Origin of the sequence: Dysgonomonas sp. Marseille-P4677 (genome assembly GCF_016652235.1) — a bacterium.
Taxonomy (GTDB): domain Bacteria; phylum Bacteroidota; class Bacteroidia; order Bacteroidales; family Dysgonomonadaceae; genus Dysgonomonas.
In genome coordinates, this window is record NZ_JAEPKU010000141.1 from 1 (window position 1) to 11235 (window position 11235).

At 35.5% G+C, this 11235-nt stretch carries 19 protein-coding genes; all 19 read right to left on the minus strand.

Going from position 1 to position 11235, the window contains the following annotated elements; genetic code table 11:
* Position 1: 1 nt before the first annotated feature.
* The gene (locus JGH11_RS16965) at positions 2–961 is read right to left on the minus strand and encodes a ribonuclease H-like domain-containing protein (RefSeq protein ID WP_201113794.1); all 960 of its coding nucleotides are present in this window, start codon (positions 959–961) and stop codon (positions 2–4) included.
* A gap of 2 nt (positions 962–963) precedes the next feature.
* Positions 964–2118, minus strand: a complete 1155-nt coding sequence (locus JGH11_RS16970) for a hypothetical protein (RefSeq protein ID WP_201113795.1) — start codon at positions 2116–2118, stop codon at positions 964–966.
* A gap of 17 nt (positions 2119–2135) precedes the next feature.
* Positions 2136–2357, minus strand: a complete 222-nt coding sequence (locus JGH11_RS16975; RefSeq protein WP_201113796.1) for a hypothetical protein — start codon at positions 2355–2357, stop codon at positions 2136–2138.
* Positions 2358–2377: 20 nt separating this feature from the next.
* Entirely contained in the window at positions 2378–2767 is a 390-nt protein-coding gene (locus JGH11_RS16980; protein ID WP_201113797.1) for a hypothetical protein, read from the minus strand.
* Between the two features lie 3 nt (positions 2768–2770).
* A complete protein-coding gene (locus JGH11_RS16985; RefSeq protein WP_201113798.1) occupies positions 2771–4264 on the minus strand; it encodes a phage portal protein in 1494 nt (497 codons plus the stop codon).
* Positions 4265–4295: 31 nt separating this feature from the next.
* Positions 4296–5843, minus strand: a complete 1548-nt coding sequence (locus JGH11_RS16990; RefSeq protein ID WP_201113800.1) for a hypothetical protein — start codon at positions 5841–5843, stop codon at positions 4296–4298.
* 234 nt (positions 5844–6077) lie between these two features.
* A complete protein-coding gene (locus tag JGH11_RS16995) occupies positions 6078–6353 on the minus strand; it encodes a helix-turn-helix domain-containing protein (protein ID WP_201113802.1) in 276 nt (91 codons plus the stop codon).
* 6 nt (positions 6354–6359) lie between these two features.
* Positions 6360–6611, minus strand: coding sequence for a hypothetical protein (locus tag JGH11_RS20345; protein ID WP_236264080.1), 252 nt, complete (start codon positions 6609–6611; stop codon positions 6360–6362).
* A gap of 93 nt (positions 6612–6704) precedes the next feature.
* The gene (locus JGH11_RS17010; RefSeq protein WP_201113805.1) at positions 6705–7103 is read right to left on the minus strand and encodes a hypothetical protein; all 399 of its coding nucleotides are present in this window, start codon (positions 7101–7103) and stop codon (positions 6705–6707) included.
* Positions 7100–7711 carry a hypothetical protein gene (locus JGH11_RS17015; protein ID WP_201113806.1) on the minus strand — a complete coding sequence of 204 codons (612 nt, stop codon included), beginning with the start codon at positions 7709–7711 and terminating at the stop codon, positions 7100–7102. The genes JGH11_RS17010 and JGH11_RS17015 overlap by 4 nt, the downstream gene beginning before the upstream one ends.
* Entirely contained in the window at positions 7708–8250 is a 543-nt protein-coding gene (locus JGH11_RS17020; RefSeq protein ID WP_201113807.1) for a hypothetical protein, read from the minus strand. Before JGH11_RS17020 ends, JGH11_RS17015 begins: the two co-directional genes overlap by 4 nt.
* A 12-nt stretch (positions 8251–8262) precedes the next feature.
* The gene (locus JGH11_RS17025; protein WP_201113809.1) at positions 8263–8688 is read right to left on the minus strand and encodes a hypothetical protein; all 426 of its coding nucleotides are present in this window, start codon (positions 8686–8688) and stop codon (positions 8263–8265) included.
* 11 nt (positions 8689–8699) lie between these two features.
* Positions 8700–9044: a hypothetical protein gene (locus JGH11_RS17030; protein WP_201113811.1), complete on the minus strand. Its 345-nt coding sequence runs from the start codon at positions 9042–9044 to the stop codon at positions 8700–8702.
* The gene (locus JGH11_RS17035; RefSeq protein ID WP_201113814.1) at positions 9037–9237 is read right to left on the minus strand and encodes a hypothetical protein; all 201 of its coding nucleotides are present in this window, start codon (positions 9235–9237) and stop codon (positions 9037–9039) included. Before JGH11_RS17035 ends, JGH11_RS17030 begins: the two co-directional genes overlap by 8 nt.
* Before the next feature lie 54 nt (positions 9238–9291).
* Complete coding sequence (locus JGH11_RS17040; protein WP_201113816.1) at positions 9292–9468, minus strand: hypothetical protein; 177 nt, start codon at positions 9466–9468, stop codon at positions 9292–9294.
* 69 nt (positions 9469–9537) lie between these two features.
* Positions 9538–9765 (minus strand): hypothetical protein, encoded by a 228-nt coding sequence (locus JGH11_RS17045; protein ID WP_201113818.1) that lies wholly within the window; start codon positions 9763–9765, stop codon positions 9538–9540.
* Positions 9765–10154 (minus strand): hypothetical protein, encoded by a 390-nt coding sequence (locus tag JGH11_RS17050; protein ID WP_201113820.1) that lies wholly within the window; start codon positions 10152–10154, stop codon positions 9765–9767. Before JGH11_RS17050 ends, JGH11_RS17045 begins: the two co-directional genes overlap by 1 nt.
* Before the next feature lie 143 nt (positions 10155–10297).
* On the minus strand, positions 10298–10534 hold the full coding sequence (locus JGH11_RS17055; protein WP_201113822.1) for a hypothetical protein: 237 nt from the start codon (positions 10532–10534) through the stop codon (positions 10298–10300).
* Between the two features lie 107 nt (positions 10535–10641).
* Positions 10642–11169, minus strand: a complete 528-nt coding sequence (locus tag JGH11_RS17060) for a terminase small subunit (RefSeq protein ID WP_201113823.1) — start codon at positions 11167–11169, stop codon at positions 10642–10644.
* Between the last annotated feature and the right edge of the window lie 66 nt (positions 11170–11235).

Genomic DNA, 11235 nt, shown 5'->3' on the forward strand with positions numbered 1-11235 from the left:
TCTATATACTCCTTAATAATTTAGAGTTATCATAGTCAGACCTTTTTACCTTAGATAATGCACCGCAACAATTACATCTATATGTTTGGTATCTTCCTACCGTTGTATAATATGGTTTTTCTTCTTTTAGATCAGTAGAACCACAAACAGCACACACTCCTTTGTTTAAGTCAAAGTATAATCCTACATTTGGATGGTTACTTATCCATGGTCTAAGGATGTTATATACTTCTTCGAGTAATAGAACGTCACGATCACAATACTTAGACATATATTCCAAACTATCCTTATCCCCAGACATAGACTTAGCCCACAAATCAAAATCAGTGGTTAATTTATGCTCTAAATTAAAATACCCCGCTAAAGCATCTAGTCTATTACTTGCAAATCCACAATAACGTCTTACTGCTCTTAGTGTATCTATTGTTCTGTAAGTTGATGGTCTGGGTAATCCATGTATGACAAAACGACTATTCATTCTAGGAATATCAAACTTCTCAATATTATGCCCTACAATTATTTCAGCTTCATCGAATAGCTTCCAAAGATTTTCAGTTATCCTTTTATCGTTTTCTACCAATGATTCTTCTGGAGTTAGAACATCTGATATAACCTTATCGCTTCCAATCCACTTAGCAGACCAACATAATACAAATGTGTTGCTGATAACTTGGCTTAATGCTATATTATTTTTCCAATGCCCCCACACAAAGGCTCTCATAGGTGCAGTTTCAATATCAAAGAATAGTATTTTAGGTATATACCTCTCTGGTTTTTTGGCTTGCTTTCTTTTGTGTTTAGAAATAATCTTACTTATTGATCTTCTTATAGAGTCGTCTGGTCTATCAAAATTTGTATATTTATCAATAATATACTTTGCTAAACCCGCTTTCGTATCAAACTTTCCGCTATCCCATAATGAAATGATCTCGTCTTTTAAAGACTGCAAGTTATTTATCATACTTATAATGATTTGATTAAACTTAAATTGTTTTCCCAAAAGATGGGCTTTGACTTTGCGTTAGTGATCTTCTCGGTATTATCGGTTATCCAACCCCTAAACGCTTTCGGCATTTCTTTTACAGCGTTCACGCTATCGGTTGTAACTTCTTCACCCCGCAAAATCCGTGTATTATCTTCCTGTAGTTCTTCTATTGTTTTTAATATGGTTATTCTAAAGCATTTACAGCTAACATGCCATGAGTTCCATTTAAACGATTTCGGATATTTACCCGCTAGGACATCGCATATTTCGGGTTTACTTCCATGCTTTGGAATCCAAACCTTTTGCAACCAAGCTTCATGTGAATTAGAAACTTTTATTTCATAACCCACAACAAAATCTAGTTGCTCTATACGTTCACTTTCAGCATTGCGATAAGCTAGATTTGTTTCATTCGCTGCAAGCCTACGAGCGTTCTTATATGCACTGTTATATACACCCTGACCGCCTTGTTTTGCTTCTATGCGTTGTTGTATCTCATTACGTACCTTCTTGTCTGCTATTGTTTCAGCATCCAAATACTTTTGGCTAGGTTTATTCAGGTATTTATTTAGTCTCTTAGCCAATACTTGTGCGCTGTCTCCCTGCTGAATGCCTATTGCTAAGGTATCTTCTATATCCCGCCTGTATTGATTAGTGAGCTTCCATACACGACCGCTTATCGTGCGAGTTCCTTCACTTGCAATATTACGGTTAAGGAAAGCATTTAAAGCCTTTTCGTTATGTTGGTAGTACTTGCTTATCTTATCCTTTGAAATGCTTGGAAACACAACTTTAACTAGGTTATCGGCTGCTTTATTTGAGTTCGTCCATTCTTTGGTGATTGAAGTAATAAAAAAGCTATCCAAACTCTTTTGTAACTGCTTTTGAATCTCTTTTACCCGATATTCTACTTCGGGGTAGTCGGTTAAATAGAAAACTTTATTCAATGAAACACGACCTTCTAAATACAACTTGTAGAGTTCTTCTACTTGCTTTTCTGCATCTTTGAATATCTTATTAAGTTCAGGCAAATAGTTTTTATAAAGACGGTTTACGTGCCTACGCTGACTATTCAAGTAAGCACGCAACGCATCTTCGAGTTGCTTTTTGGTGTGTTTTCGTTTTTTGGACATGGATAATATTTATTCCATTAAAACCTATACTTGCTTACAGCTCTAGCATGTGTAAAATGAAATCTTTCAGGATTTTCTTCCTCTGTTCTTATACTCTGACTACCATGAGTCACTTTAATATTAATTTCAAGAGGAATTATTTTGTACTTCTTGCTAAATTCAGTTAACTTTTTAGAAACAATACTTGTTAATTCTTCATCAAGTTCTGATGCTGCTTGTTTAAATTCTTCTAATGTCATAATGATTAATATTTAAATGTTTATAACTTATTCTTTTTCACCTTCTCACAACACCCCGCAATCCATCCGATAACATATTCAAATGGCTCATGTTCCTTGATCTCTGCACCTATATGTTCAAATAAATATTTAGCTGCGTGTGATGATTCATGCGCAACTAACTCATAAGTCATACTTTTCCTTGATCTGAAAAATAAAAGGACACCATAATGAGGGTTTTCTTTATGCACTACAGGCATAGTAAAGGCTTCCGCTTTCGCTGTATCTGTTTCTATAAAGTGTATTGGCTCATTCGTATATTCATTAAAACGATCCGCTATGATAGTCGGTGATTTGTCTATAATTACCCATAACTTATAAGGATAGATTACAGGATCAAATTCATGTATTTTTGTTTCTTGCTTTGCCATATTTTACACCTGATAAGTTTCTTCAATAAAATTACTTGCGCTCTCTTCTTTTAATTCTCCTAATACCTTTTGCACATCTTCTTCACTGCCACCTTTAGACATTATATAATCACGTATAGTTTGAGCCTGTGATTTAATAGGTTTACCGCCGTTTTCTTTCTTCAATCGGTCTATATACTCGTCATAGTCTTCAAGCTGTAATGGTTTGATTTCTGCTTTTATACGAAGTGTTTTAGATGCTTCTTTAAGTTCAGGATAAATAACACCCAAATATGCCTTAACAAGATTTACACGTCTTTGCATGTACTCGTCTAAGAACTCCTTTTTCTCGTAAACCTTTAGGATAGGGGCTGTAAGCAATCGGCGCAATGTTTCCCCAGATATACCGCTTCCAAGTGATTTGAGATTATTAAAACTAAGGTCTGCTGTGTCGGTAAGTCTGTTTGTGTCCTCTAATAATAATTCATCCTCTAGCTTAATTGCTTCGGGTGCTTGATCCCAAGTAAGCAAACTGACTTTTGCGCCGTTTTGGGTTCTGATAATTCCACCCGCTTCCTCTTTTTCGGTAAAGTCAGTAACGCTTCCATCTGCAATTACTTTAGGAGAAGCATGATAGTCTGTTGTGTCACCAAAGTTTGAACGCAGCTTCTCACGCCTTGCAATAAGAGGGTTTACATCTTCATATTCAGCTTTCTCCTGAAAACCATAAACAACCTGAATCTTGCCAACTGCAACGGCATCGTAGCCTATTTTATCCCATTTACTACCATCTTGTTTGAAATAGTGAATATAATCGCTTGTGTAGGTTGTTAAATAGGTTACATCTTTCTTGTCTTTATCTTTGGCTGTAAATTCACGAGAGAAAGCAACCATATCATTGTAGCCATCAAAATACGGATATAGCTTATCGCCTAATTCGGGGGCGAAACGCATAACACGAAGCTTCCACCCGCCTTCACCATTTGGCACATGATACCAACATTCAGCAGCCTCTTTAAATGCAAATATTGAACGGCATATCTTACGGTTAAATGAATCTATCTTGTTATCCTCGAACGTATCAACAAGTAAATCATATAGCTTCTTTTCTTGCTCTCCATTCGGATTAGCTGTTAATTCGACTGGGTTCCCCGCCGAGAACGCAACTGCCTGATTAACTATTTTCTTTTGTTCTGAAAAGCCTAGACGATTAACAAGGGTTACGCCATCATCGACAATCTCCTCAACAGGCACGTTTACGGTTTCTTTCTGTCCTGTTACTGGGTTTATCTGCTCTCTAGGTTGATCTCTTTTATTCTTCTTCTTTCTTGGCTTATCTGGTCTCTTAGAACGATTAAACACATCGTGATTCTCTACATAATACGACTGTTTAAGCTCGTCAACATTCGGTAGATCGGTTAACCTTCCACTTTTTAAGGTTTCTATCAGTTTGGAAACATCATCAGTGTTAAAATCTAATTCCGTTTCAGTTTGTCTTATTGGTTTTAATTCTTCCATTAATAAGAAATAATTGTACTTTGGTTATCATTTATAGCGTAAAAATAGCCTCTAGTTCTTCTATGTTTCCTGTGTCGTAATTGTCAGGGTAGAAAGTCATGCTTAGAGCGTCAAATTCGTCAGTAGAGCAGTCAATGCGCTTTCTTATGTCCTCTTTAGGTTCAATAATTATACTGCCGTCACTTCTGAATTTCCATTTTATCTCGGTTGCCTGTTGTGCGAACCTATCATTCATGGGTAAACAGGCATTAGTTTTATTTATAGGGTTAAGCCAATCACGAACACACCAGAATAAATATGCTCTCATATTGGCGAACGTGTAATTGCCTGTTATATCGTTTAGTCCTTTTGCGCTCTCTGAATTCTTAGCAGAAAATGCACGTTTAAAGCCTTGTTCAGCAAGTCTTGAATACACCCCCGCACCTTCCCCTATGGTATCTATATAAGCCCTTGAATTGGCATATGTATTGAGAAGATTAGCGGTTATACCCGATATGTACATATGATCTGCATTTCCCTGTGACTGATAATTGCTAAACGAAGCAACGAAGTTTTCCCTTCTATGGCATATTACGGACTGATCCCTACCCATTCCCGCAACGTCAACGCCGAAACGGTCTATACCCGTAATGATCTGTCTTTCTTCTTTTACTTTCAGCCAACGTTTGTTTGCAAGCTCTATCCATTCATAAGGTATAAGCACATCTTCTGCGACACGTGGAAACATACCGAGTATCTTGATACGGAATAAATCGTTAGGTCGATAATAACCCTTTATAAGTATTCCGTTTTCATTCGGTAAATGATATTCGAAGTCACCTTCTCCGAGATTCATTTCTTCTTGTCTGATAGGTTGACACCATTCTTTAACTTTATCGTCTACCCACTCATGGTTAACCTGTCCACTAATAACTTTTTTGCGTTGCTTTACATTTTCGGCATCCAAAGAGTTAAGCCTAAACTTTGCAAATCGGTCATTCTTCATGCTACGTGCTGCATATCCTACCGTAACGTTAGGATTAAATACGATTAGCATACGTGAATTACCCTGTAGGTTACCTTCTATGGCATTAAATATTGTTTCTGATATACCCGAACCCTCAGTAATAGCAAACATGATATTCGAAGCGTGTAATCCTGTCCATGCTTCCGTTGCGTTATCGTCTGCTTTAAATCCAGATAAGAACCATTCTTCATACTCGGTGCGTATATCGTTAGATACTCTTCGTCCGGGTAACACACCTTTTGCACGTCTTAGAAGCTTTGATATTTCGGGGATCATAATGTTTTGTATCTGCCTACCTGTTGGTGCAGTCATAAACACTTTCGTATTTTCTATTAGATCTCCTTTATTATTGAATTTGGGGGTTAAATAGAGGAAACACAAGCATGCGCAAGCAGAAACAAAATCTTTACCTCTTGATGTTCCACTTGCAACGGTAGTCATGGGGTTAAACTGTACTGATTCTATGATTTTTCGTTGTTCGCTATCAAGCCTTACATTCAAGACATCACGAACAAACTTATTCCAGTCAGTTTGCCACGACTTAAAAACTTGTATTTGTTGCTCTTGCGTCATGTATTCAAATATAGTTATACTTTGGTTGTCATGCTAGCAGAACAAAAGAAAGTTTTCAACGAAAAACAGGGTAGATAAAAAGAAAAGAAAGAGCATCTACTTAGTTTAGCGACGGTGCAGAGCTCTTTCTTTAAGTCATAAAAGTATAACAAGGCAAATACACCTTGTTTCAAATCACTCTCACGAGCTTATACAAATATACAAAATAGTATTGTACTTTGGTTGTCATTTTAGTTAAAAAATATATCCTACTTTGTTTTTATCCAACAATTCTTTGATGTCTGGGTAAATGTCTTTTTCTATCTTAATTTTCTTGATTCCGTATAACACGGTTGCGTGATTATGGTTTAAAGCCCTCCCAACATCTGAAATCCCATATTCCAATACTTCGCATAGATTATAACATAATACGTGTCTAAGTTGAACAATACGCCGTTTTCGGATGTCTTTTCTAAGCTCTTTCAGACTTATGTTATTTTTCTCGCAAAAATGATTGATATACTCTTGCATAGGCTGTCATTTTTGTTTGTCCTTCCATGCTTCGACATCAGCATCATAAACAATGTTCTTGTCGTGATTTTCAAATACATGCACTTTACGTTCTTCTGACAATAGGTAGTTACCGAAACTAACTAAATCGGCTTCCGTATAATACATATGTTCACACGTTTCCTCAGTTGCATTAAATTCTTTTTTCATACCTCTAAAATTTAAATGATTAATAACCTTTTTTATTGATAAACCTAAACTCTCCAATTTTCTTACCATATAGGTAGATATAGTTTCCTTTCACTTTTGTTTCAGCGTAAATATTCTGCATAAACGCTGCTACTTCTCTCGGTGTTGTGAATATGCGCATGGTTAGTTCTCCTTTAGTCGCTGTTTGGTTATCCATTCAGTTAGGCTTTCTTTCGTTTCGTTATCTAGTGAATCGTCTAATCTTTTTTCTAGTTCGGCTAAATCAATACCTTTTTGCTCATTATTTAGCAGTTGTTTGGCTTTTACTATCGTAACTGTTAAATCTATTGTGTTTTCAGCCTCATATCCAATCAAGTCTCTGCAAACTTTCATTTTTGAGATACATTCCTTCAACGCTTCTCTCAGCTCTTTGACTTCTTCGTCACGGGAATGGTAGCCTTTGAGATAGGCTCTTTCTATTTCTTCTTGATGCGATTGGTCTATTTCCTCTTGACTTTCTAAAGTCGGACATATAGTACAATCCATTGCATACTCTCTCGCTTTTTCTTCGGGTGTTTTCATGGCAAATCTTTCATATATAGTTCTCTATCTTTTACAAACTCTCTCATTTCCTTAATTGTTAACTTTTTCCAATCATTAAATGTCTTAGAAAATCTTTCATCGGAGAATTTTTTTCTTAGCTCTAGGGTTACTTTTTTACCATCAAACAACGGCATTAATGGTACGAACCAATATGCATCCTCCCATCTATAAGCTTTTTTCCATCTATCCCAAAAAGAAAATTGTTTATCTGTGTATTTCCAATGGGGAAACTTGTCCGATATTTCAGTAGGAAGATAATCGAGACTAATGTTAGTCCACCAACAAAGACTACCATCGTCTATGCTTTCTAGTAAGTATCTATCTCGATCTTTGTCATATTCTTTTAACCACGATAAATACCATTTTGTGTTAAGAGGTGCTGCTACTAGCCTAACTAAAGAACCTCCTTTCGGTAAACATCCAATACATGAAACAAAACCTTTTGGTATATCATCATGCATAGATGGCAGATTTAAACTGTTCCTATACACCCCATTTTCCTCATATATAGTATTAGTGCAAAATACTATAATGTAGTTTAGTATAGCAATCTTAGCTTGATTGTATGTATCTTTCTCCTTACTCATGGCTTTTCTGTATTTGTTCGATTATCTAATCTTTCATGTATTCTATTCTCTCCATAACACCAATAACGAAATGGTGTGAAGTGGATTATTGCACCTTCAAAGTAGAAGTATTTAACATCTTTCTTCGGGATGAACCAACGTCTGAAATCTTCAATATCTAAGCCATCATTTTTAGCAACATCGTGAAGCTGCACATTCGTTTTTCTATCGTTTATCTGCCAATAAATATCATTCTCATTTGGCTTCCATAAGCTGATATGTTGAACTCCGCAGCAACTAGTACTTGTTATCTTGGCTATCTCAACTTGAGGACTTCTGTATGGCTTGCCTTCCCATTGCCTGATAGATAGTATCGCTTTTCTATCTCGCACGTCATCTAATCGCTTCTTCCATAGGTCATAATTTCCTCTTATGGTGTGTATCTTCTCGCCACTCAAAAATTTTTCTTTAAAGTTTGTCGGCTGTCCTTCTTTTGGGTGTCCTTTCATATAGTTTTTAGAAAGGGTTATGACGTAGGTTTTTATTTTAGTCTTTTTCATCTTCTTTCTCTTTCATTTCTTTTGTTCTAGGTAGGTTAGTAATTCGTTTAATAAGGCGGATTCGGCTTCGGGATAAGATTTACACACTGTGCTTACCATAAACCTCTCATATTTGCCGATTCTACTATTGTAATCGTAAATTGTGTATGGATAAATAATATCCCCATTGCTTCTTGGGAAAACTTTTATTTCAAACACGATAATTTTACTATACTTCTCCCTTATCCATTGCAGGGCTTCGGAAACGGAAGGAGCAGAACAAGTGTTATACCACCCATCCTTGTTATATTTTTCTTTGTTATAATTATTTAGTCCTATGCGACTATCAAGAAATGGTCTTTCTCCCCATCCAATTTTGTTATGGTAAGACCTCAATACTTCTTCACTATACCCTAACTCTTTCAGTTTTTTCGCTTGATCGTATGTTACTGTATTCATCCTTTCTCTATTTACGGGTTAATGGGTTGCCATTCGTCAACTCTCGTTAGGGAGCCACAAATAAATATCTTACTATCACCAGTATGTAAATAGCCAGTATCATATTCTACTGAGCCATCCTCATGTATTTGCTTTAATAAAACATCTTGATCCACCTCTGGGTATTCTCCCTCACTCACCTTTCTCCAACGAAGCTGGGCTTTTATCTGGGCTATTTCTGCGTTCTTTTCTTGCTCCATCCAATCAGCACCTTTGATGAATGTTTTTATCCAAAATGCTTTATGTTCGGTAAATTTAGCATGTGGCATAACTCCATTGTATTGTGCGTATTCTCTTGCTTTTTCTTCTTTACTCATGATACTTATCTTTATATGCTTTTCTAGTGATCTCTACTGAATCCAAATCTTCTTCTGTTAGCTCAATCTTATACTTATGCTGAAATTTGAGAAACCTTTTATGTACTTTATCATTTTCTGACTCTGATAATAAGCCATTAAAATATAAGTATCCTCTGCAAAAAAATGCAATCGATAATTTATCTTTATTCATCTTTATTTTCGTTATATCTGTTTTTATTATATCTCGTTTAAATTTCGGGTTTTGCTATCTTCTTTGCCATTTATTATTCTTTGTACTGAGAATATTTATTTTAGTTCCTGCCTTTTTCATCAACTCAACATAATCAGGAAACGAATAAATATCGTATAATTCTCTGCTTAGATAGTAGTTAAATAATTCATCTCTAGTCGCCTCTATTATTTTTCCTCGTTTTACCTTCATAATATTAAAACATTACATATTGTTTAATATCGCTTCTTCCTCTATCGCTTTCTTTATATCTTCCATAGGTTAATCTTGGTTTCTTAATTGTTCAATGCTGATACACTCACCAAAATTCTCACTTGAGTATGGCAAATACGTGTTATCTATAACCTTACCTTCTATAAAAAAAGTAATCTGTATATCTTCACCACACTCGGCATATCCCGTCCACTCATCACTGGCTGATATTTCAACTTCATATTCTTCCATCAAATCAGCTAATTTGCTTTTAAATTCTTTCAATCTCTCTTCCATTATTCTATATCGTTTAAGTTTATTGCTAGATTTTGCTCGATTAAGCCGTAGATGTCGTAGTGGTTCGCAAAGAGGTATTCGAATAGGGCGAGTTGATCTATCTCATAATAAGTTTCATCTTCTCCATCATACAAGTAGAAATATTTATTTCTCTCAAAGCCAAATTCAAACTGCCTATTGAATAAGACAATTTCATCATGCTTATTGACACTTAGCTTATCGTGATCTATCTCAATTTCAAAATGCTTGCAAGCTATCTTCGCCAACTCCACTATATCTGCTCTGTTAGTAGCATCATTTTGGAATTGATCGAACACGTATTGCATTGCATCATCATCTGCTTCAATTCCTGCATCTTGGAATATTTCCCTTATATCTTGTATATTCATATTCTTTATTTTTAATTCATTCCTCAATCTCAGCGTTCTTAATCTCATACAACATCCACGCTATGTAGATGATTAGTATTATTCCGTAGGTGGTTAGAAAGGTTGCCATGTATTATACTTTAGTTGTCATAGTGGGTAAAAAATTATCTTGCAAGCCTATTGAATTTCTTTAAGCATTCAGGACCTATGGGAAACATACCTTGAGAATCTTCAACCTCTTTATCTTCATCTATCAACCAACAAGATGTAGTCATTTGAATAAATGATCTTTGAGCCGTTCTTTGTCCGCAGCATATACAAGTATCACTGTGTTCACCTAATCTTTCAATATTAGAATCGTAACGATTTGATCTTATATCTTCTAAATAAACCTTTTTCATATCTTTACAGTTTTTAGTTACATTTATACCGTAAATATACGAATAACTTTCAAATAGTAAACATATATACTATTAAATATTGTTAAGATTACGAATTTAGTATATTTTTATTCGTTACTCTCTCCTTCATAACCAACCGAAGCAGCCTTCATTATATCCATAAAAGGCGAAATAACATTATTTTCTACCTTTTCTTTGAACGCCTGAACGTCTATGTGCTTGCCTAATAACTCTAAGTTCTTTAGCTTGTCGGGCATCTTTACCTTTTTGAGAAACGCTTCAATGTCGCCTGTATTAAGAACCGATACATCAATAGCATTAACAGATGTTCTCCAAGCTTTAGACCACTGACTAATTGGTTTTATATCACCTTTCTCGTTAACTATATCAGCAACGTCCAAGGTGTCGATCTCAATAAGCCTTTTTAAGACATAGTTAGCATCGACCTTAACGTCTGTTCGTCTTTGCTCCATAAGTTCGGCTATCCTTGTTTGAATTTCAGGTTTGCTCAGGTTTTCACTTCCTATCGAATAAGCCGTACTTTCGCTATATCCAGACCTTGCAGCAGCTTTTGTTGCGTTAAAATCCTTTATATATTCCAAGCAGAACATTTCTTGTTTATCTGTGAGTGCCATTATAAATTAATTTCAAGTTTTTTATTTGATATAGAATAAAATAGATTCTGTAATTGATGTACGTAT

Excerpts from the sequence above, each read along its gene's own strand:
- JGH11_RS16990 (WP_201113800.1), bottom strand. The coding sequence starts at position 5,843 with ATGACGCAAGAGCAACAAATACAAGTTTTTAAGTCGTGGCAAACTGAC.
- JGH11_RS16980 (WP_201113797.1), bottom strand. The coding sequence starts at position 2,767 with ATGGCAAAGCAAGAAACAAAAATACATGAATTTGATCCTGTAATCTAT.
- JGH11_RS17030 (WP_201113811.1), bottom strand. The coding sequence starts at position 9,044 with ATGAGTAAAGAAGAAAAAGCAAGAGAATACGCACAATACAATGGAGTT.
- JGH11_RS20345 (WP_236264080.1), bottom strand. The coding sequence starts at position 6,611 with ATGGTAAGAAAATTGGAGAGTTTAGGTTTATCAATAAAAAAGGTTATT.
- JGH11_RS16965 (WP_201113794.1), bottom strand. The coding sequence starts at position 961 with ATGATAAATAACTTGCAGTCTTTAAAAGACGAGATCATTTCATTATGG.
- JGH11_RS16995 (WP_201113802.1), bottom strand. The coding sequence starts at position 6,353 with ATGCAAGAGTATATCAATCATTTTTGCGAGAAAAATAACATAAGTCTG.
- JGH11_RS17025 (WP_201113809.1), bottom strand. The coding sequence starts at position 8,688 with ATGAATACAGTAACATACGATCAAGCGAAAAAACTGAAAGAGTTAGGG.
- JGH11_RS17010 (WP_201113805.1), bottom strand. The coding sequence starts at position 7,103 with ATGAAAACACCCGAAGAAAAAGCGAGAGAGTATGCAATGGATTGTACT.
- JGH11_RS17040 (WP_201113816.1), bottom strand. The coding sequence starts at position 9,468 with ATGAAGGTAAAACGAGGAAAAATAATAGAGGCGACTAGAGATGAATTA.
- JGH11_RS17020 (WP_201113807.1), bottom strand. The coding sequence starts at position 8,250 with ATGAAAAAGACTAAAATAAAAACCTACGTCATAACCCTTTCTAAAAAC.
- JGH11_RS16975 (WP_201113796.1), bottom strand. The coding sequence starts at position 2,357 with ATGACATTAGAAGAATTTAAACAAGCAGCATCAGAACTTGATGAAGAA.
- JGH11_RS17045 (WP_201113818.1), bottom strand. The coding sequence starts at position 9,765 with ATGGAAGAGAGATTGAAAGAATTTAAAAGCAAATTAGCTGATTTGATG.
- JGH11_RS16970 (WP_201113795.1), bottom strand. The coding sequence starts at position 2,118 with ATGTCCAAAAAACGAAAACACACCAAAAAGCAACTCGAAGATGCGTTG.
- JGH11_RS17015 (WP_201113806.1), bottom strand. The coding sequence starts at position 7,711 with ATGAGTAAGGAGAAAGATACATACAATCAAGCTAAGATTGCTATACTA.
- JGH11_RS17055 (WP_201113822.1), bottom strand. The coding sequence starts at position 10,534 with ATGAAAAAGGTTTATTTAGAAGATATAAGATCAAATCGTTACGATTCT.
- JGH11_RS16985 (WP_201113798.1), bottom strand. The coding sequence starts at position 4,264 with ATGGAAGAATTAAAACCAATAAGACAAACTGAAACGGAATTAGATTTT.
- JGH11_RS17035 (WP_201113814.1), bottom strand. The coding sequence starts at position 9,237 with ATGAATAAAGATAAATTATCGATTGCATTTTTTTGCAGAGGATACTTA.
- JGH11_RS17060 (WP_201113823.1), bottom strand. The coding sequence starts at position 11,169 with ATGGCACTCACAGATAAACAAGAAATGTTCTGCTTGGAATATATAAAG.
- JGH11_RS17050 (WP_201113820.1), bottom strand. The coding sequence starts at position 10,154 with ATGAATATACAAGATATAAGGGAAATATTCCAAGATGCAGGAATTGAA.